Source organism: Mycolicibacterium sp. 624, from assembly GCF_040548615.1.
Taxonomy (GTDB): Bacteria; Actinomycetota; Actinomycetes; order Mycobacteriales; family Mycobacteriaceae; genus Mycobacterium.
The window spans coordinates 85,498-103,732 of record NZ_JBEPRZ010000011.1 but is presented as its reverse complement, the minus strand read 5'-3'; the positions used below and the strand labels follow the sequence as shown (position 1 = coordinate 103,732).

Below are 18,235 nucleotides of genomic sequence, written 5' to 3'. Positions count from 1 at the left end.
CGAGGCGCGATGACACGGACGTTTAACGGCAAGATCGAACTCGACATCCGCGACTCGGAACCCGACTGGGGCCCGTACGCGGCGCCGACCGCCCCGGCGGGGTCACCCAATGTCTTGTACCTGGTCTGGGACGATATCGGCATTGCCACCTGGGACTGCTTCGGTGGACTGGTCGATATGCCCGCGATGAGTCGGATAGCGCAGCGCGGTGTGCGGCTGTCGCAGTTCCACACCACCGCGCTGTGCTCGCCGACCCGCGCGTCGCTGCTGACCGGTCGCAATGCCACGACCGTGGGAATGGCGACCATCGAGGAGTTCACCGACGGATTTCCGAACTGCAACGGGCGCATACCCGCCGACACGGCGTTGTTGTCGGAGGTGCTCGCCGAGAACGGGTACAACACCTACTGCGTGGGCAAGTGGCACCTGACCCCACTGGAGGAGTCGAACCTCGCCGCCACCAAGAGACATTGGCCGTTGGCCCGGGGTTTCGAGCGGTTCTACGGATTCCTGGGCGGCGAGACCGATCAGTGGTATCCGGAACTGGTGTACGACAATCACCCCGTCGCGCCGCCCGCCACTCCCGAGGAGGGCTACCACCTGTCGAAGGACCTGGCGGACAAGGCGATCGAGTTCATTCGGGATGCCAAGGTGATCGCACCCGACAAACCGTGGTTCAACTACCTGTGCCCCGGCGCTGGCCACGCGCCCCATCACGTTGCCAAGGAGTGGGCCGACAAGTACGCCGGCCGCTTCGACATGGGTTACGAGGCCTATCGCGAGGTCGTGCTGGAGAATCAGAAGAAGCTGGGCATAGTGCCCCAAGACACCGAATTATCGCCGGTCAACCCGTATCTCGACGTCAAGGGGCCCAACGGCGAGGCATGGCCGTACCAGGACACCGTGCGGGAATGGGACACACTGGACGACGACGAGAAGCGGCTGTTCTCCAGGATGGCCGAGGTGTTTGCCGGCTTCCTGTCCTACACCGACGCGCAGATCGGCCGCATCCTGGATTACCTCGAGGAATCCGGCCAGCTCGACAACACCATCATCGTCGTCATCTCCGACAACGGAGCCAGCGGAGAGGGTGGACCGAACGGCTCGGTCAACGAGAACAAGTTCTTCAACGGCTACATCGACACCGTCGCGGAGAGCCTGCGGTTCTACGACCAGCTCGGCGGGCCGGAGACCTACAACCACTACCCGATCGGGTGGGCGATGGCGTTCAACACGCCCTACAAGCTCTTCAAGCGCTACGCCTCACACGAGGGCGGCATCGCCGACAGCGCGATCATCAGCTGGCCCAACGGAATTGATGCGCACGGCGAAGTTCGAGACACCTACATCAATGTCTGCGACGTCACGCCCACCGTCTACGACCTACTCGGAATCACCCCGCCCGACGAGGTGGCAGGTATCGCTCAGAAGCCGCTCGACGGGGTGAGTTTCGCTGCTGCGCTTGCCGATTCGTGTGCCGACACGGGTAAGGACACGCAGTTCTACACCATGCTCGGCACTAGGGCGATCTGGCACAAGGGCTGGTTGGCCAATACGGTGCACGCGGCGAGCCCGGCTGGTTGGTCGCAGTTCCCCGCTGACCGCTGGGAGCTGTTCCACATCGAGTCCGACCGCAGTCAGTGCCATGACCTGGCCGCCCAGCAGCCAGAGAAGCTCGAGGAACTCAAGGCGCTGTGGTTCAGCGAGGCCGCCAAGTACAACGGGCTGCCGTTGGGCGATCTCAACATCTTCGACACGATCGCTCGTTGGCGACCCTCGTTGTCGGTCGACCGCAACTCCTTCATCTACTACCCGGACTCGGCCGAAGTGGGCGTCGGTGCCGCCCCCGAGCTTCGTGGGCAGTCGTTCTCCGTCCTCGCCGAGGTGACCGTTGATGACGGCGCCGCGGAAGGCGTCTTGTTCAAGCAGGGCGCGGGCCACGGTGGTCACGTGCTGTTCGTCAAGGACGCCCAGCTGTGTTACGTCTACAACTTCATGGGCGAGGACGAGCAGAGTGTCTGTGCCCCGGCCCCGATTCCTCTGGGCAGTCACGTGTTCGGCGTCCGATACGACCGGACCGGGACCGTGGAGAACAGTCACACTCCGCTCGGCGACGTCTCGCTGTACGTCGATGACGCCAAGGTTGCGACGTTGCCGGGCGTGCGTGCCCATCCGGGCACTTTCGGGCTCGCCGGCGGTGGCGTGGCAGTCGGTCGCAATGCCGGTCAGGCGGTGTCGAGCAGCTACCAGGCCCCATTCGCATTCACCGGCGGCACCATCGCCAAGGTGGTCGTCGACATATCGGGCACGCCATATGAGGACCTTGAAAGAGACTTCGCCCAGGCCTTTGCGAGGGACTGATGAGCACCTGGCGCGTGAGTGGCCTCGCGATCAGCTGCATCGCGGCGATCGTCGCGTCGGGATGCGCGCGCACGAGCGAGGGTGTTGCGGTTACCGAGCCGTCGGCGGCATCAGTCACCACATCGGTGGCGTCCGCGTCGTCGTCACCGGTGTCGTCCCCACCCACGACGACCGACACCGCCCAGCCTGAGCCGGGCATTATGCCCACGCTCCAGGTTCCGATCCCGGCGGGCACTGTGACGTGCCCACTACCTCCGGAGCCCGGTGATGCGGTCGAGACGGCGGTGTCCGATCCGCAGGCGCCGAGGATCACGGTGGCCCTGCCCGACGGGTGGAGCCTGGCTCCTGGTTCCGGTGACATCGCCGCCACGCTGACCGGACCCGAGGCGATGTCAGCGACCATCACCATCGCGCGTACGACGCACGATCCCGCGGCGGCGTTCCGCGACTACACCGATCGCATCATGGCCACCGCGGCCGTCAGCACCGTGAGCGTCCTGCCCGCGGAGTTGTGCGACTACAGCGGGCAGAAGCTGATGGGCGCCTGGTCGGACACATCGGAGAAATCGGTGGAGTTTCGCGACAGGATCGTGCACATCTGGACCAACACCGCCAACTACCTGGTGTCGGTGCACGTGGAGGCGCCCAGCGGTGTGGATGCCCTCGACGACGCGGGGGCGCGGCTGACCGGTGACCCACAGGTCGAGATCCCCTGACCCGCCGACACCACGCACACGGAAAGCGCTGGTCGCCGCGATTTGGTGCATTCGCGCCGGTCACCTAGTATGTAGGGGTTGCCTTGGGCAGACCTCGGTAGCCGCTCTCATCTGAGTTCTTCTTGTAAGTGCTCAGCGGAGGCGGAAGCCCTGCGTGCCCTTAGGTGACGAAGACAGCGTACGTCGAACAATCTAGTGCTGTTTGGCGTGCATCGAAATCGAGGAGATCGAGTGATTCAGCAGGAATCGCGAGTGAAGGTCGCCGACAACACCGGTGCCAAGGAGATCTTGTGCATCCGGGTGCTCGGTGGCTCGGCGCGACGCTATGCCGGCATCGGTGATGTCATCGTGGCCACCGTCAAGGATGCGATCCCCGGCGGCAACGTGAAGCGTGGCGATGTCGTGAAGGCCGTCATCGTTCGCACCGTCAAGGAGCGCCGCCGCGCCGACGGCAGCTACATCAAGTTCGACGAGAACGCTGCCGTCATCATCAAGCCCGACAATGACCCCCGCGGCACCCGCATCTTTGGGCCGGTCGGTCGTGAGCTGCGCGAGAAGAAGTTCATGAAGATCGTTTCGCTGGCCCCGGAGGTGCTGTAAATGAAGGTGCACAAGGGCGACACCGTTTTGGTCATCTCCGGTAAGGACAAGGGCGCCAAGGGCAAGGTCCTGGTCGCCTACCCCGACCGCGAGAAGGTCCTGGTCGAGGGTGTCAACCGGATCAAGAAGCACACCGCCGTCTCCAGCAATGAGCGTGGCGCGTCCTCGGGCGGCATCGTCACCCAGGAAGCCGCGATTCACGTGAGCAACGTGATGGTGGTCGACTCCGACGGCAACCCGACCCGGATCGGCTACCGCGTCGACGAGGAGAGCGGCAAGAAGGTCCGCGTGTCGAAGAAGAATGGCAAGGACATCTGAGAATGACTACTGCAGAAGCTCCCGCAAAGACGCCGCCGCGCCTCAAGCAGCGGTACCGCGATGAGATCAAGGCCGCGCTGAACACCGAGTTCAGCTACGACAACGTCATGCAGATCCCGGGCGTCGTCAAGGTCATCGTGAACATGGGCGTCGGTGACGCCGCCCGCGACGCCAAGCTGATCAACGGCGCCGTCAACGACCTCGCGCTCATCACCGGCCAGAAGCCGGAGATCCGCAAGGCCCGCAAGTCCATCGCACAGTTCAAGCTGCGCGAGGGCATGCCGATCGGCGCCCGCGTCACGCTGCGCGGCGACCGCATGTGGGAGTTCCTCGACCGGCTCGTGTCGATCAGCCTCCCGCGTATCCGCGACTTCCGCGGCCTGTCGCCCAAGCAGTTCGACGGCAGCGGCAACTACACCTTCGGTCTCACCGAGCAGTCGGTGTTCCACGAGATCGACGTGGACAGCATCGACCGCCCGCGGGGCATGGACATCACAGTCGTCACGTCGGCGACGAATGACGACGAGGGCCGTGCGCTGCTGCGCGCGCTGGGCTTCCCGTTCAAGGAGAACTGAGCAGATGGCAAAGAAAGCGCTGGTCATCAAGGCCAACAAGAAGCCGAAGTTCAAGGTTCGCGGCTACACGCGTTGCAACAGGTGCGGGCGTCCGCACGCTGTCTTCCGCAAGTTCGGCCTGTGCCGAATCTGCCTGCGGGAGATGGCGCATGCCGGCGAGCTGCCGGGTGTCCAGAAGTCCAGCTGGTAATCCAAATCCAAACATTGAAACCACTTAACAAAAGTGCGCGGCAGGCCCCCAAGGGAATTCCACCCAGGGGAACCGCCGCGAGGAAGGTGAGCCGGTTGTCATGACGATGACTGACCCGATCGCAGACTTCTTGACACGTCTGCGCAACGCCAACTCGGCGTATCACGATGAGGTGACCTTGCCCCACAGCAAGATCAAGGCGAACATCGCCGAGATCTTGAAGGCTGAGGGCTACATCAGCGATTTCCGCACCGAGGATGCTCGCGTCGGTAAGTCCCTGGTGGTGCAGCTGAAGTACGGCTCCAGCCGTGAGCGCAGCATTGCGGGCCTGCGCCGGGTGTCCAAGCCCGGCCTGCGGGTGTACGCGAAGTCCACCAACCTGCCTCGGGTGCTTGGTGGCCTCGGCGTGGCGATCATCTCCACGTCCTCCGGCCTCCTCACCGACCGCCAGGCAGCGCGTAGCGGCGTGGGCGGCGAAGTCCTCGCGTACGTGTGGTAGCGGGATAGGAAGAGTAGAACTATGTCGCGTATTGGTAAGCAGCCGGTCCCGGTTCCTGCCGGGGTCGATATCACGATCGAGGGGCAGAACGTCTCGGTCAAGGGCCCGAAGGGCTCATTGGGTCTAGCCGTCGCCGAGCCGATTTCGGTGGCGCGCAACGACGAAGGCGCCATCGTGGTGACCCGCCCCGATGACGAGCGGCGCAGCCGTTCGTTGCACGGGCTGTCGCGCACGCTGGTGGCCAACCTGATCACCGGTGTCACCGAGGGTTACACCACGAAGATGGAGATCTTCGGCGTTGGCTACCGCGTGCAGCTCAAGGGCAACACGCTCGAGTTCGCGCTCGGCTACAGCCATCCCGTCGTGATCGAGGCGCCTGAGGGCATCACGTTCGCGGTGGAGACCCCCACCAAGTTCTCAATCACCGGTATCGACAAGCAGAAGGTCGGTCAGATCTCGGCGAACATCCGCCGTCTGCGCCGCCCCGACCCGTACAAGGGCAAGGGCGTGCGGTACGAGGGTGAGCAGATCCGCCGCAAGGTCGGAAAGACAGGTAAGTAAGTCATGGCTACCACGAAGACTGATGTGGCTTCCGCCAAGCGGAAGCCCCTTGGGCAGAACATCTCCGAGACACGTCGGGTGGCGCGCCTGCGTCGCCACGCACGCCTTCGCAAGAAGGTCGCCGGCACCTCGGAGGCCCCGCGCCTGGTCGTGAACCGCAGCTCGCGGCACATCCACGTACAGCTGGTCGACGATCAGGTCGGCGTCACGCTGGCCGCCGCGTCGTCGATCGAGGCGGACGTGCGTGCCGTTGAGGGCGACAAGAAGGCCCACAGCGTCCGGGTCGGTCAGCTGATCGCCGAGCGCGCCAAGGCCGCAGGCATCGAGACGGTGGTGTTCGACCGTGGTGGGTACACCTACGGCGGTCGGATCGCTGCGCTGGCCGATGCCGCGCGTGAGAGCGGGCTGAAATTCTGATGATGAAGACTTACGGAAGGACTGCATGATGGCCGAGCAGGCTAGTGGAGCCGGGCCGTCGAACACCGACGGCCGCGGTGGCGGCGGCGGTGGCGGTCGTGATGGCGGTCGCGGCAGGCGCGACGACCGTGGTGGCCGTGGCGGTCGCGACGGCGGCGAGAAGAGCAACTACCTGGAGCGCGTCGTTGCCATCAACCGCGTCTCCAAGGTCGTCAAGGGTGGTCGCCGGTTCAGCTTCACCGCACTGGTGATCGTCGGCGACGGCAACGGCATGGTCGGTGTCGGCTACGGCAAGGCCAAGGAAGTTCCGGCGGCGATCGCCAAGGGTGTCGAAGAGGCCCGCAAGGGATTCTTCCGCGTCCCGCTCATCGGTGGCACCATCGTGCACCCGGTGCAGGGTGAGGCTGCGGCCGGTGTCGTGATGCTGCGTCCGGCCAGCCCGGGTACCGGCGTCATCGCCGGTGGCGCGGTGCGTGCGGTGCTGGAATGCGCCGGCGTGCACGACATCCTGGCCAAGTCACTGGGCAGCGACAACGCGATCAACGTGGTGCATGCCACCGTTGCCGCGCTGAAGATGATCCAGCGTCCGGAAGAGGTTGCGGCCCGTCGTGGGCTGCCCATCGAGGACGTCGCGCCTGCGCGGATGCTCAAGGCTCGACGTGAGAGCGAAGCGCTGGCTGCTACGGCCGCGCGTGAGGGATCGGCATAAGTACATGGCTGAACTGAAGATCACCCAGGTGCGCGGCACCGTCGGTGCTCGCTGGAAGCAGCGTGAGAGCCTGCGCACCCTCGGGTTGCGGAAGATCCGCCAGTCCGTGGTGCGTGAGGACAATGCGCAGACGCGCGGCCTGCTGGCCGTCGTCAACCACCTCGTAACGGTTGAGGAGGCGTAGCAACCATGACCATCAAGCTTCATGACCTGAAGCCCGCCCCCGGGTCCAAGACTCGCAAGACTCGCGTGGGTCGCGGCGAGGGCTCCAAGGGTAAGACCGCCGGTCGCGGCACCAAGGGCACCAAGGCACGCAAGAACGTCCCCTCGACGTTCGAGGGTGGCCAGATGCCGATCCACATGCGGCTGCCGAAGCTCAAGGGCTTCAAGAACCGGTTCCGCACTGAGTACCAGGTCGTCAACGTCGGTGACCTCGACAAGCTGTTCCCCAAGGGTGGCACTGTCGGCGTCGACGAGTTGGTGGCTGCAGGTGCGGTCCGCAAGAACACGCTGGTGAAGGTGCTCGGCGACGGCAAGGTGTCCGTCAAGGTCGACCTCACCGCGCACAAGTTCAGCGGCAGCGCGCGCGAGAAGATCATTGCAGCAGGCGGTTCGGCCACCGAGCTGTAGTGCAAGACATGTGAAATGCCCCCGCCTCGGCGGGGGCATTTTGCTTTTGGGGGATGGGCCGGCGGTTGGGGCCGGCCCGCTAGCTCTGCGGGCGCGCGCCGAGCACGTCGCGAAACAGCGCCTGGCGCAATGACAGCTCCCGTGGGTCGCTCCACAGGTGGAAGCCGAGTCGATTCATGACGTAGGCGTAGCCGATCCCGGTGTCGGGGTCGGCCAGCCCGAAGGAGCCGCCAAACCCCGGGGTGCCGAATGCCCGTCCCGAAGAGCCGAACCCGAAGTGCGGCAATGGTTTGCACATGCCCAGCGAGTACGCCACATCGACGTGCATCACCTTGTCGCGCATACCGCCGCTGGGCGTGGTCGTCGCTGCCGCGAGGTCCTCGAAGGTGGCCTCGTTCAGGCCCAGTGCCGCGCCGCCGGTCGCAGCCGCACCATAGAGCCTCGCGACCGCGCGGGCCGTTGCCGTCCCGTTCGCCGAGGGAATCTCCACGGACCGCACATCATCACGGTTGTAGTCCCCGTCGAATGCGTTGACGTTGCGTGGCACCGAGACTGTGCGGGCTGTGAGGCCGACGGGGTTTAGTGATGCGGCGACGAAGCCGGGTGGCATCACGTTGAGGTGAAGCAGCGTCTCGGCACGTTTCCAGTTGTGCACGTGGGCGATCCGGTCACGGTCCACCGAGGCGGGCAGGCCGATGTGCAGATCGAGTCCGAGCGGACCTGCGATCTCGTCGGCGAGGAATCTGCCGAGGGTTCTGCCGGCCGGGTCGGTCCGCCGGATGAGTTCGGACTCATACCAGCCCAGAGTTATCGCGTGATAGCCGTGCCGGGTGCCCGGCGGCCACGCGGGCGCCTGCGACGCGAGCATGGGCGACAGTCGGGACGGGTCGGCGACATCGTCCAGCGTGGGGGCCGGCGTCACCGCCGACAGGCCGGCCTGGTGGGCCAGCAGTTGGCGCACGGTCACCTCGCCCTTGCCTGCCGCCGCGAACTCCGGCCAGTAGTCAGCGACCCTCGCGTCATAGCGGAACAGACCCCGCGACACGGCGACCGCGACGGCAAGGGCCGCAACACCCTTGGTCGTCGAGAACACGTTGACCATCGAGTCCTCTTGCCATGGTGCTCTGGTGAGTCCGTTGCGGTAACCGCCCCACAGGTCCACCACTTTGTCGCCGTCGCGATAGACGGTGACGGCGGCACCCACCTCCTGACCCGAAGCGAAGTTGGCCCGAAACGCGTCGGCGATCCTGCCGTAGCCGGGTTCGACGTCGCCGTGGATGAGATCTGGTGACACGGCCACCTTGAGCACCATTGAGTCCCCTTCCGTCGCGTCATTCTCGCGGTGGGGGCTGGGCTCGCACTGGAGAACGGCGATCGTCGCAGGTGACAGCGTCGGTGTCCGGATCGTCTGTGAACGGATCGGTAGCCTTGAGGAATGTTCGCATTCCTCCCTGGCATCCCCGGTACCGACGAGTTGCGGACACTGGCCCGCAAAGTGGACACCGCACGGCATCACGGTGTGCCGAAGGGTTGCGTCCTCGAACTCGACCTCCAGACGGTGCCCGAGGAGACCAGCGGATTCGATCCGATGGCGCTGCTGAGCGGTGGCCGCCCATTGGTTCTGCGCGAAGCCGTCGCGGCCATTCATCGCGCCGCCGAGGACGACCGGGTTGCAGGCCTCATCGCCCGCGTCCAGGTTCCCGCCGCGGCCCCCGGTCCGATCCAGGAACTGCGGGATGCCATCCTCGCCTTCAGTGACGTCAAGCCGTCACTGGCGTGGGCCGAGACCTATCCCGGCACGATGTCGTACTACCTGGCGTCGGCGTTCCGCGAGGTGTGGATGCAGCCGTCGGGATCGGTCGGGCTGGTGGGTTTCGCCACCAGTGCGATGTTCCTGCGCGACGCACTCGCGAAGGCCGGTGTGGAGGCTCAGTTCGTCGCCCGTGGCGAGTACAAGTCGGCGGCCAACCTGTTCACCCAGGACTCCTACACCGAGGCGCACCGCGAGGCCGACAGCGCAATGATCGGGAGCCTGCACGCCCAGGTGCTCGCCGCGGTGGCGCAGTCGCGCCACATCGAGACCGCCGCTATCGACGCACTGGCCGATAACGCGCCGCTGCTGCGCGATGACGCGCTGGACGCCCGGCTCGTCGACCGCATCGGGTTTCGTGACGAGGCGTACGGCAGGATCGCCGAACTCGTTGGAGCGCCGGGTGTCTCATCGGAGCGCGGGGATGCCGACACGCATCCCGACGCACCGCCGCGCCTGTTCTTGTCGCGCTACGCCCGCGCGCACGGACCGACGCCGCCGTCGCTGCCCGGCATCGGGTCCAAGCCGGCCATCGCCGTCGTGACGCTTGCCGGACCCATCGTCAGTGGTCGCGGCGGACCACAGGCCCTGCCTCTTGGCAGGTCGAGCGCCGGCGGCGACACCATCGCCGCGGCACTGCGCGAGGCAGCCGCCGACGACTCGGTGTCGGCTGTCGTGCTGCGCGTGGACAGCCCAGGCGGCTCGGTCAGCGGGTCGGAGACGATCTGGCGCGAGGTGGATCGGCTGCGCAAGGCGGGCAAGCCCGTCGTCGCCTCGATGGGATCGGTGGCGGCATCCGGCGGCTACTACGTGTCGATGGCCGCCGACACGATCGTGGCCAACGCCGGAACGATCACAGGCTCCATCGGCGTGGTGACCGGCAAGTTGGTGGCGCGAGACCTCAAGGAGCGCCTCGGCATCGGCTCGGATTCGGTGCGCACCAACGCCAATGCCGACGCGTGGTCGGTCAACGCACCGTTCACCGAGGAACAGCATGCGCAGGTCGAGGCCGAAGCCGACCTGTTCTACACGGACTTCGTCGAGCGCGTCGCCTCCGGCCGCGGAATGTCGGTGCAGGACGTCGACGCGGTCGCCCGTGGACGCGTCTGGACGGGAGCCGACGCCTTGGAGCGCGGGCTTGTCGACGAGCTCGGCGGACTTCGCACAGCGATAGATCGGGCGAAGGTTCTGGCGGGTCTCGACGAGGATGCCGACGTCAAGCTCGTCAACCTTCCGGGTTCGTCGCTTCTGGAGAAGTTGCGACCCAAGCCGTCATCGCAGCCGGCGGCGGCCTCGCTGCCCGATGCCGTCGGTGCCATCCTGGGCCGCTCGCTGGCCGGGGCATGGATGCAGGCGCAACGCTCCATGTCCGGGGTCACCGCGACGTGGCTGGGTGATGTCCGCTTCTAGCGGTTTGCCCGTCCCGCAACGACCGGTCCCCGCGTCCTCACCCTGAGGTGTCGCTGGCAAAACATTAGGGGTTTCCCCGATTCATCGGCTGCGTCAACGCGCCTAACATCAATACTGCGTTGCGGCCGGGGAGGAACGGAACGTGCCGGGTGCCCGACGGGGGAGGCGGCACTCGGCGCACCAGCGGGGGTGGGGGCCCCCGTCCGCCGCGGCTCTAGGGCCGACGGCCGGGCTGGCGTTGGGGGAAGTGTTCGCACTTTCCCCAACGCCGGGCCTGAGGTGTATTCAGCCCAGCTTCGCGCGGACGTAGATCAGATCGGTGAACGCCGACCACGACGCGTCATCGGGCACATCGAACCCATTGGCCGCGTGAGCGTCTCGCATCGCCGACGCCGTCACTGCCCAGCCGAGCTCCCGCAGGTGGTCGATGACGTTGGTGCGCTCACCCTTGTAGACCAGGTCGCCCATCTCGATATCCGAGCCGAGCTGTTTCATGCGGTCGGAGAGTTCCTTGGACCGTTCCTCGGTGAAGGCCGCGACGTCGGGAACGCGCTCGGTGGCCAGGTAGCTACCCGGTGCGGACAACGCGGTGATGTCCTCCATCAGCCTGTCCTGAGCCTCCGACGGTAGGTAGATCAGCAAACCTTCAGCACTCCACGCGGTTGGCTGCTTCGGGTCGAAGCCGTTGTCGCGCAGCGCGCTGGGCCAGTCCTCGCGCAGGTCGACGGCGACAGTGCGGTGGGTTGCGGTCGGCGTGGCACCGAGATCGGCAAGGGTCGTGGTCTTGAACGCGATCACCTCGGGTTGGTCCACCTCGAAGACCACGGTGCCGTCCGGCCACGGCAGGCGATATGCGCGGGCATCCAGACCGGAGGCCAGGATCACCGCCTGGCGCACGCCCGAGGCGGCTGCGTCGAGGAACATCTGGTCGAACCACCGGGTGCGGACCGCCATGGCCTCGGCCGCCAGCCGCGCCGTGAACACCGGGTCAATGTCCTCGAAGCTGAAGTCACCGTCGAGCATGCGGAGGATGAACTCCATGCCGACCGCGCGTACCAGCGGCTCGGCATAGGGATCCTCGATCAGCTTCTCGCGGTGGCCCAGCGCGCGCTGCGCGGCGACCATCGTCGCCGTGGCCCCGACGCTGGACGCCAGGTCCCAGGTGTCGCCATCTGATCTCGCCATGGGTGTCCTCCGTCTCGGTCTGTCTTGTTCGGTCTAGTTCAACGTGCCAGTGAGGTAGCCGGAATCGCCCCCGAAGGCCGCCAGCTCGTCGTCGGGCAGCTCGAACCCGTTGGCGGCGAAGGCCTGATCGGTCCGGCGGACGTCGACATGCCATCCGCGGGCGGTCAGATAGTCGGCGGCGCTGTTGCGCTCACCGAGGTAGAACAGCTCCGCGAGGTTGATATCGGATCCGATCCGCTTCGATCGCTGTGTGAGCTTGTCCGCCCAGTCGGCGGGCAGTGACGCCATGTCCATGTGTTCGGTGGCCAGCCGGCTGCCGGGTGCCGACAGCGCGGTGATGTCGTCGAACAGCCGATCCTGGGCCTCCGGGGGTAGGTAGACGAGCAGACCCTCGGCGCTCCACGCGGTGGGCGCGCTGCTGTCGAAGCCTGCCGCCCGCAGTGCGGCTGGCCAGTCGTCCCGCAGATCGACCGACACGGTGCGGAGCTGTGCGGTGGGCTCGGCGCCGAGGCCGGCAAGGGTGTCGGTCTTGAACGCGATTACCGCGGGCTGGTCGACCTCATAGACGGTGGTGTCACGCAGCCACGGCAGCCGGTAGGCGCGCGTGTCGAGTCCTGACGCGAGAATCACCACCTGGCGGACACCGTCGCGGGAGGCGTGCATGAAGAAGTCGTCGAAGTAGCGGGTGCGGACGGTGATCTGCTCATTCATCGCGCGCCGGTTGAGCAGCGGGTCGTCCTCGGCGGCGAGCCGCCCGTCGTCGTCACCGTCGAGAAGCTTGACGAAGTGCTCGATGCCGACGGCACGGACCAGCGGGTCAGCCCACGGGTCGGCGAGAAGTGCATCGGGCCCCTGTGAGGCGGCCGCTCGGGACGCGGCGACCGCGGTGGCCGTGGCGCCGACGCTGGAGGCCAGGTCCCAGGTGTCGTTGTCGGTACGGGTCATCGATACTCCTTAACTCTTGATGGCTAGCTCTTGGTGGCGATGACGGCCAGCGAGCCACTCATGGGTGCTAGATCGCCAGTGATCTCGAATCTGCGGCCGTAGTGGGCGAAGACCTCGGCACGCGAGCGGGCACTGACCTGCCAGCCGTGTGCGGTCAGGTAGTCGATGACGGGCGTGCGCTCGCCGCCGTAGAACAGCTCGCCCATGTCCAGATCGAAGCCGTGGTCGCGCCACACGTCGTTCATCGCCGCGGCGCGCGCGGCGATGGCGGCACCTCCGTCGGGGTGGTACTCCGTGGCGAGTCGGCTGCCAGGGGCCGAGATCGCGGTGATGTCGTCGAACAGGCGGTCCTGTGCCTCCGGCGGCAAGTAGACCAGCAGGCCCTCGGCACTCCAGGCGGTCGGCTGGGCGGGATCGAAGCCGCTGCGCCGAAGCGCATCGGGCCAGTCCTCACGCAGGTCGATGCCGACGGCTCGACGGTCGCATGTGGCCGACGCGCCGATTCGCGTCATCGCGGCGCTCTTCGCCTCGATCACCCGCGGCTGGTCGATCTCGTAGACGACGGTGCCACTCGGCCACGGCAGTCGGTAGGCGCGCGAGTCCAGGCCCGACGCCAGGATCACGGCCTGTGAGACACCCTCTGATCCCAGGAAGAAGTCGTCGAAGAAGCGTGTGCGCACCGCCATCACGTCGGTCATCGTCCTGGCCGTACTGCCGTCGCCGACGGCATCGGGCGGGACGACACCGTCCACGAGCTTGGTGAAGAAGTCGATACCGACCTCCCGTACCAGCGATGCGGCGTAGGGGTCCTGGATCAGGGCATCGGGTTCGCGTGAGGCGATTGCCCTGGCGGCGGCGACCATGGTCGCTGTCGCGCCCACGCTGGACGCTAGATCCCAGGTGTCGTCATCTGTACGCGCCATGGCGAGTCTCCAAAGTAATGGGCTGGTTTAACTGGCCGGGTTTTAGTTAGCCCAGTTAATAACTCGGTTCTGACTGTACGCTTCGAACTTGGGAGTTCGGTTCGAGTGGCCGGACCCCCATCGGATGCGAGTCGGAGCGGTCGCGGCTGTTACTCTCGTAGACTGTTTGACGCGCGACTTCGCAGGCTGTGAGCTTGCGGCCAGTTCGTGCGGGACGTAACCCCAATGCGCTGGTCAAGCCAGCCCCATTTGCACGCCGCGACTCGGACTCGGCTGCGCAGGAGGAAGAGTGCTTTCGGCTTTTATCTCATCGCTGCGGACGGCCGACCTCAGACGCAAGATCCTCTTCACTCTGGGCATAGTCATCCTGTATCGAGCCGGCGCTTCGCTGCCGTCTCCCGGTGTGAACTATCCCAACGTGCAGAAGTGCATCGAGCAGGTCAGTGGCGGTGACTCGGCGCAGATCTACTCGCTGATCAACCTGTTCTCCGGCGGCGCGCTGTTGCAGCTGTCGGTATTCGCGGTCGGCGTGATGCCCTACATCACCGCCAGCATCATCGTGCAGCTGCTGACGGTGGTGATTCCGCGCTTCGAACAGCTGCGCAAGGAAGGCCAGTCCGGCCAGGCCAAGATGACGCAGTACACGCGTTATCTGTCCATCGCGCTGGCGGTTCTCCAGGCGACGTCGATCGTCGCGCTGGCCGCCAACGGTGGCCTGTTGCAGGGCTGCTCGCTGGAGATCATCCAGGACTCGTCGATCTTCACCCTCGTCGTCATCGTGCTGGTGCTGACCGCAGGCGCAGCGCTGGTGATGTGGATGGGCGAGCTGGTCACCGAGCGTGGCATCGGCAACGGCATGTCGCTGCTGATCTTCGCCGGTATCGCAGCCCGCATTCCCGCGGAGGGCCAGACCATCCTCGAGAGCCGTGGCGGCATGGTCTTCGCGCTGGTCTGCGTCGCGGCACTGATCATCATCGTCGGTGTGGTCTTCGTCGAGCAGGGCCAGCGCCGTATCCCGGTGCAGTACGCCAAGCGCATGGTCGGCCGCAAGATGTACGGCGGCACCTCGACCTACCTGCCGCTGAAGGTCAACCAGGCCGGCGTCATCCCGGTCATCTTCGCGTCGTCGCTGATCTACGTGCCCCAGCTGATCACCCAGCTCATCCAGAGTGGTAGCGCCAACCCGGGCAGTGGGTGGTGGGCCAAGTTCGTCGCGAACTACCTGACGAACCCCGCCAGCCCGGCCTATATCGCGATCTACTTCGGCCTGATCATCTTCTTCACCTACTTCTACGTCTCGATCACGTTCAATCCCGATGAGCGTGCCGATGAGATGAAGAAGTTCGGCGGATTCATTCCGGGCATCCGGCCCGGCAAGCCGACCGCCGACTATCTGCGGTACGTACTCAGTCGCATCACTCTGCCGGGCTCCATCTACCTCGGTGTGATCGCCGTGCTGCCCAACCTCTTCCTGGAGATGGGCAACACCGGTTCCGTCCAGAACCTGCCGTTCGGCGGTACCGCGGTGCTGATCATGATCGGCGTCGGCCTGGACACCGTGAAGCAGATCGAGAGCCAGCTGATGCAGCGAAACTATGAAGGGTTCCTCAAGTGAGAATCGTTTTGCTTGGCCCGCCGGGCGCTGGCAAGGGCACACAGGCGGAGAAGCTGGCCGAGAAGCTCGGCATTCCGCACATCTCCACCGGCGACCTCTTTCGCCACAACATCAGCAACGAGACCGAGCTGGGGCTCGAGGCCAAGAAGTACCTCGACGCCGGCGACCTGGTGCCCTCCACGCTGACCAATGCGCTGGTTGACGATCGGATCAGCAACGCCGACGCCGCCGACGGCTTCATCCTCGACGGTTACCCGCGATCGGTGGAACAGGCCGAGGCGCTGCGCGACATGTTGGCGAAGCGCAATCTGAAACTTGATGCTGTCGTCGAGTTCCGCGTCTCCGAGGCCGAGCTGCTCGCACGCCTCAAGGGCCGCGGCCGCGCCGATGACACCGATGACATCATCCTCAACCGCATGAACGTGTACCGCGACGAGACTGCGCCGCTGCTGGACTACTACAGCGACGAACTCAAGACGGTGGATGCCATCGGCACGCTCGACGAGGTGTTCGCCCGAGCACTGCAGGCGCTCGGTAGGTAGTCGATGATCGGCCTGCCCGGTAGGCGCCGCAAGGTCGTCGCCACACGCAGCGCCGCAGAACTCGACGCCATGGCCGCGGCGGGTGCGTTGGTGGCCAAGGCGCTCAAGGCGGTGCGCGCCGCCGCCGTCCCCGGAGTGTCGACGCTTGACCTCGACGCCGTGGCCGAGGCCGTCATCCGCGACGGTGGCGGTATCCCGTCGTTCCTCGGTTATCACGGGTTTCCCGCCAGCATCTGCTCCTCGGTCAACGACCGCGTCGTGCACGGGATCCCCGCGCGCGACGAGGTGCTGGTGGCCGGCGATCTGGTGTCGATCGACTGCGGTGCCATCCTCGACGACTGGCATGGTGACTCGGCGTTAACCTTCGGAGTCGGCCCGCTGATCCCCGCCGACGAGCTGTTGTCGGAGGCAACCCGGCTGTCGATGGAGGCCGGTATCGCGGCAATGGTGCCGGGTAACCGACTCACCGACGTCTCGCACGCGATCGAGAACGGCACTCGCGCTGCCGAGGAGAGCCACGGCCGCAAGTACGGCATCGTCGAGGGCTACGGCGGTCATGGCATCGGCAGGCAGATGCACATGGACCCCTTCCTGCCCAACGAGGGTTCACCCGGCCGCGGCCCCTATCTGGAACCCGGATCGGTTTTGGCCATCGAACCCATGCTCACGCTGGGCACCACGAACACCAAGGTGCTGTCGGACGACTGGACAGTCGTCACCACCGACGGTTCCCGTGCCGCGCACTGGGAGCACACCGTGGCGGTCACCGACGACGGACCGCGAATCCTCACGCTGTAGGGCTCGCGGGGCGTTGCCCGCGTTTGCGCGGTGAATCGGCGCCCGCACCTTTCGTGACCGGCGAAGTTAGGGCATAGTCCCTTGTAGTTGCGCACAAGACCTGTCGTCTCGGTTGAACCGCGCAGCGGTCCGCTGCGTGTTAACTGGCGGAGGTTGGGAATGGATGATCCTGAGGCCGCCATGATGAGGGTTCTCTACGACGAGCACGCAGGCGCGCTCTGGCGCTACGTCATGCGGTTGACCGGAGACGCGGCTCGCGCGGAGGACGTGGTGCAGGAGACGCTGTTGCGCGCCTGGCGTCATCCAGAGGTCACGTATGACGCCGACCGTTCAGCGAGGGCGTGGTTGTTCACCGTCGCGCGCAACCTGATCATCGACGAGCGGCGCAGTGCTCGATTCCGCAACGAGTCCGGGACCGCCGACATCGAGGCGGTCGCCGATCAGGCGGGGCCCGACCAGGTGGATCACGCATTGGACAAGCTGTTGCTGGGCACGGCCATGAGTGAACTGTCGGAGGATCACCGCGCGGTGATCATGAGGGCCTACTACCAGGGGCAGAGCGTCGCCCAGATCGCGACCGCACTGCAGATCGCCGAGGGCACCGTCAAGTCCCGGCTGCACTACGCGGTACGCGCGTTGCGACTCAACCTGCAGGAGATGGGGGTGACACGATGACCCAACTGGGTGGACCCCGAAGCGTGGAATCGCTCGAGGGCGACCGATACGCGACGTGGGATGCCGCGTACGTGCTCGGTTCGCTGTCGAGTGTGGAGCGACGCGAGTACGAGGCGCACATGCGGACGTGCGACCGATGCCGGGCCGCCGTTGCCGACATCTCCGGCATGCCGGCGCTGCTGGCCATGCTCGACGCCGAGGATGTGAAGTCGCTGGGCACCGCGCAGGCCGAGCCGCCGCCACTGCGGCCGGAGGTGCGTCAGCAGGTCTTGGACAAGGTGCGGTGGCGCCGCCGCCGGTCGCGGTGGTTGATGGCGACCGCCGTCGGTGTGGCGGCCGCGCTGGTGGCCATCGGTCTCGTGGTCGCCATCCGGCCGGGCGTGTTCGGGCTGCAGAGCGGGTCGTCGCAGGTCGTTGCGCAGGAACTCGAGATGACCAAGCTCGAGCCGACGCCGTTCAGCGCGACCGTTGCGTTGAGCAGTTACGGGTGGGGTACGCGCATCGACATGGCGTGCTCGTACGGCCAGTGGTCCGGTGGTGGCAGCGCCCCGCCGAGCAACCTCGGCATGGTGGTCGTCGGCAGGGATGGCAAGGCGACCCAGATCGCCACCTGGCTCGGCCTGTCCGGGGCCACCGCCCTGCCCAGTGGCAACACGCCGTTGCCGAAGGAGGAAATCGCCTCGGTGCAACTGGTTTCCACCGACACGGGAAAGGTACTGCTTGAGCGCACCCTGTGAGTTCCCTGATGCGGTGAAC

The 18,235-nt window shown here is 66.0% G+C and carries 22 protein-coding genes; 18 read left to right on the top strand and 4 right to left on the bottom strand.

Going from position 1 to position 18,235, the window contains the following annotated elements; translation table 11 throughout:
- Positions 1–9 precede the first annotated feature (9 nt).
- The 12 genes from ABIA65_RS31890 (at position 10) to rplO (ending at position 7,576) form a co-directional block, all read left to right on the top strand.
- Positions 10–2,361, top strand: coding sequence for an arylsulfatase (locus ABIA65_RS31890; RefSeq protein WP_354526080.1), 2,352 nt, complete (start codon positions 10–12; stop codon positions 2,359–2,361).
- Complete coding sequence (locus ABIA65_RS31885) at positions 2,361–3,077, top strand: hypothetical protein (protein ID WP_241400774.1); 717 nt, start codon at positions 2,361–2,363, stop codon at positions 3,075–3,077. Before ABIA65_RS31890 ends, ABIA65_RS31885 begins: the two co-directional genes overlap by 1 nt.
- 231 nt (positions 3,078–3,308) lie before the next feature.
- A complete protein-coding gene (gene rplN, locus ABIA65_RS31880) occupies positions 3,309–3,677 on the top strand; it encodes a 50S ribosomal protein L14 (RefSeq protein ID WP_241400773.1) in 369 nt (122 codons plus the stop codon).
- Positions 3,678–3,995, top strand: coding sequence for a 50S ribosomal protein L24 (gene rplX / locus ABIA65_RS31875; protein WP_241400772.1), 318 nt, complete (start codon positions 3,678–3,680; stop codon positions 3,993–3,995). It abuts the gene before it with no gap.
- A 2-nt stretch (positions 3,996–3,997) separates the two neighbouring features.
- On the top strand, positions 3,998–4,570 hold the full coding sequence (gene rplE, locus ABIA65_RS31870) for a 50S ribosomal protein L5 (protein ID WP_241400771.1): 573 nt from the start codon (positions 3,998–4,000) through the stop codon (positions 4,568–4,570).
- 4 nt (positions 4,571–4,574) lie between these two features.
- Positions 4,575–4,760, top strand: a complete 186-nt coding sequence (locus ABIA65_RS31865; protein WP_163918946.1) for a type Z 30S ribosomal protein S14 — start codon at positions 4,575–4,577, stop codon at positions 4,758–4,760.
- Positions 4,761–4,860: 100 nt separating this feature from the next.
- Complete coding sequence (gene rpsH, locus ABIA65_RS31860) at positions 4,861–5,259, top strand: 30S ribosomal protein S8 (RefSeq protein ID WP_241400770.1); 399 nt, start codon at positions 4,861–4,863, stop codon at positions 5,257–5,259.
- A gap of 21 nt (positions 5,260–5,280) precedes the next feature.
- Entirely contained in the window at positions 5,281–5,820 is a 540-nt protein-coding gene (gene rplF / locus ABIA65_RS31855) for a 50S ribosomal protein L6 (protein WP_241400769.1), read from the top strand.
- 3 nt (positions 5,821–5,823) lie between these two features.
- The gene (gene rplR / locus ABIA65_RS31850; RefSeq protein ID WP_241400768.1) at positions 5,824–6,237 is read left to right on the top strand and encodes a 50S ribosomal protein L18; all 414 of its coding nucleotides are present in this window, start codon (positions 5,824–5,826) and stop codon (positions 6,235–6,237) included.
- 28 nt (positions 6,238–6,265) lie between these two features.
- A complete protein-coding gene (rpsE, locus tag ABIA65_RS31845) occupies positions 6,266–6,946 on the top strand; it encodes a 30S ribosomal protein S5 (RefSeq protein ID WP_241400767.1) in 681 nt (226 codons plus the stop codon).
- A 4-nt stretch (positions 6,947–6,950) separates the two neighbouring features.
- Complete coding sequence (gene rpmD / locus ABIA65_RS31840) at positions 6,951–7,130, top strand: 50S ribosomal protein L30 (protein ID WP_020101428.1); 180 nt, start codon at positions 6,951–6,953, stop codon at positions 7,128–7,130.
- Between the two features lie 5 nt (positions 7,131–7,135).
- Positions 7,136–7,576: a 50S ribosomal protein L15 gene (rplO, locus tag ABIA65_RS31835; protein WP_354526079.1), complete on the top strand. Its 441-nt coding sequence runs from the start codon at positions 7,136–7,138 to the stop codon at positions 7,574–7,576.
- 79 nt (positions 7,577–7,655) lie between these two features.
- Here the strand turns inward: rplO and ABIA65_RS31830 are convergent, their stop codons facing one another.
- Positions 7,656–8,888 (bottom strand): serine hydrolase domain-containing protein, encoded by a 1,233-nt coding sequence (locus ABIA65_RS31830; RefSeq protein WP_354526078.1) that lies wholly within the window; start codon positions 8,886–8,888, stop codon positions 7,656–7,658.
- Between the two features lie 123 nt (positions 8,889–9,011).
- Between ABIA65_RS31830 and sppA the strand changes: the two genes are divergently transcribed.
- Positions 9,012–10,796 (top strand): signal peptide peptidase SppA, encoded by a 1,785-nt coding sequence (gene sppA, locus ABIA65_RS31825; protein ID WP_354526077.1) that lies wholly within the window; start codon positions 9,012–9,014, stop codon positions 10,794–10,796.
- Between the two features lie 285 nt (positions 10,797–11,081).
- Here sppA and ABIA65_RS31820 read toward each other — a convergent pair whose 3' ends face one another.
- Genes ABIA65_RS31820 through ABIA65_RS31810 form a run of 3 tightly spaced genes read right to left on the bottom strand, consistent with a single transcriptional unit; the run spans position 11,082 to position 13,849 of the window.
- Entirely contained in the window at positions 11,082–11,981 is a 900-nt protein-coding gene (locus tag ABIA65_RS31820) for a class I SAM-dependent methyltransferase (RefSeq protein ID WP_354526076.1), read from the bottom strand.
- 33 nt (positions 11,982–12,014) lie between these two features.
- Positions 12,015–12,926, bottom strand: coding sequence for an SAM-dependent methyltransferase (locus ABIA65_RS31815; RefSeq protein ID WP_354526075.1), 912 nt, complete (start codon positions 12,924–12,926; stop codon positions 12,015–12,017).
- Between the two features lie 23 nt (positions 12,927–12,949).
- A complete protein-coding gene (locus tag ABIA65_RS31810; protein ID WP_241400761.1) occupies positions 12,950–13,849 on the bottom strand; it encodes a class I SAM-dependent methyltransferase in 900 nt (299 codons plus the stop codon).
- A gap of 289 nt (positions 13,850–14,138) precedes the next feature.
- Between ABIA65_RS31810 and secY the strand changes: the two genes are divergently transcribed.
- From secY to ABIA65_RS31785, 5 genes are all read left to right on the top strand, one after another.
- Positions 14,139–15,464, top strand: a complete 1,326-nt coding sequence (secY, locus tag ABIA65_RS31805) for a preprotein translocase subunit SecY (protein WP_241400760.1) — start codon at positions 14,139–14,141, stop codon at positions 15,462–15,464.
- On the top strand, positions 15,461–16,006 hold the full coding sequence (locus tag ABIA65_RS31800; RefSeq protein ID WP_241400759.1) for an adenylate kinase: 546 nt from the start codon (positions 15,461–15,463) through the stop codon (positions 16,004–16,006). Before secY ends, ABIA65_RS31800 begins: the two co-directional genes overlap by 4 nt.
- Before the next feature lie 3 nt (positions 16,007–16,009).
- Positions 16,010–16,804 carry a type I methionyl aminopeptidase gene (map, locus tag ABIA65_RS31795; RefSeq protein WP_241400758.1) on the top strand — a complete coding sequence of 265 codons (795 nt, stop codon included), beginning with the start codon at positions 16,010–16,012 and terminating at the stop codon, positions 16,802–16,804.
- A 159-nt stretch (positions 16,805–16,963) separates the two neighbouring features.
- A complete protein-coding gene (locus tag ABIA65_RS31790) occupies positions 16,964–17,479 on the top strand; it encodes a sigma-70 family RNA polymerase sigma factor (RefSeq protein ID WP_241400757.1) in 516 nt (171 codons plus the stop codon).
- Positions 17,476–18,216, top strand: coding sequence for an anti-sigma factor family protein (locus ABIA65_RS31785; protein ID WP_241400756.1), 741 nt, complete (start codon positions 17,476–17,478; stop codon positions 18,214–18,216). Before ABIA65_RS31790 ends, ABIA65_RS31785 begins: the two co-directional genes overlap by 4 nt.
- The last annotated feature ends 19 nt before the right edge of the window (positions 18,217–18,235 follow it).

Bases quoted from the DNA above. Each gene is read 5' to 3' on its own strand.
- map (WP_241400758.1), top strand. From the start codon at position 16,010: ATGATCGGCCTGCCCGGTAGGCGCCGCAAGGTCGTCGCCACACGCAGC.
- rpsE (WP_241400767.1), top strand. From the start codon at position 6,266: ATGGCCGAGCAGGCTAGTGGAGCCGGGCCGTCGAACACCGACGGCCGC.
- ABIA65_RS31815 (WP_354526075.1), bottom strand. From the start codon at position 12,926: ATGACCCGTACCGACAACGACACCTGGGACCTGGCCTCCAGCGTCGGC.
- rpsH (WP_241400770.1), top strand. From the start codon at position 4,861: ATGACGATGACTGACCCGATCGCAGACTTCTTGACACGTCTGCGCAAC.
- rplR (WP_241400768.1), top strand. From the start codon at position 5,824: ATGGCTACCACGAAGACTGATGTGGCTTCCGCCAAGCGGAAGCCCCTT.
- ABIA65_RS31865 (WP_163918946.1), top strand. From the start codon at position 4,575: ATGGCAAAGAAAGCGCTGGTCATCAAGGCCAACAAGAAGCCGAAGTTC.
- sppA (WP_354526077.1), top strand. From the start codon at position 9,012: ATGTTCGCATTCCTCCCTGGCATCCCCGGTACCGACGAGTTGCGGACA.
- ABIA65_RS31790 (WP_241400757.1), top strand. From the start codon at position 16,964: ATGGATGATCCTGAGGCCGCCATGATGAGGGTTCTCTACGACGAGCAC.
- rplF (WP_241400769.1), top strand. From the start codon at position 5,281: ATGTCGCGTATTGGTAAGCAGCCGGTCCCGGTTCCTGCCGGGGTCGAT.
- rplX (WP_241400772.1), top strand. From the start codon at position 3,678: ATGAAGGTGCACAAGGGCGACACCGTTTTGGTCATCTCCGGTAAGGAC.
- ABIA65_RS31830 (WP_354526078.1), bottom strand. From the start codon at position 8,888: ATGGTGCTCAAGGTGGCCGTGTCACCAGATCTCATCCACGGCGACGTC.
- ABIA65_RS31785 (WP_241400756.1), top strand. From the start codon at position 17,476: ATGACCCAACTGGGTGGACCCCGAAGCGTGGAATCGCTCGAGGGCGAC.
- rplO (WP_354526079.1), top strand. From the start codon at position 7,136: ATGACCATCAAGCTTCATGACCTGAAGCCCGCCCCCGGGTCCAAGACT.
- ABIA65_RS31890 (WP_354526080.1), top strand. From the start codon at position 10: ATGACACGGACGTTTAACGGCAAGATCGAACTCGACATCCGCGACTCG.
- ABIA65_RS31885 (WP_241400774.1), top strand. From the start codon at position 2,361: ATGAGCACCTGGCGCGTGAGTGGCCTCGCGATCAGCTGCATCGCGGCG.
- ABIA65_RS31810 (WP_241400761.1), bottom strand. From the start codon at position 13,849: ATGGCGCGTACAGATGACGACACCTGGGATCTAGCGTCCAGCGTGGGC.
- rplE (WP_241400771.1), top strand. From the start codon at position 3,998: ATGACTACTGCAGAAGCTCCCGCAAAGACGCCGCCGCGCCTCAAGCAG.
- ABIA65_RS31820 (WP_354526076.1), bottom strand. From the start codon at position 11,981: ATGGCGAGATCAGATGGCGACACCTGGGACCTGGCGTCCAGCGTCGGG.
- rpmD (WP_020101428.1), top strand. From the start codon at position 6,951: ATGGCTGAACTGAAGATCACCCAGGTGCGCGGCACCGTCGGTGCTCGC.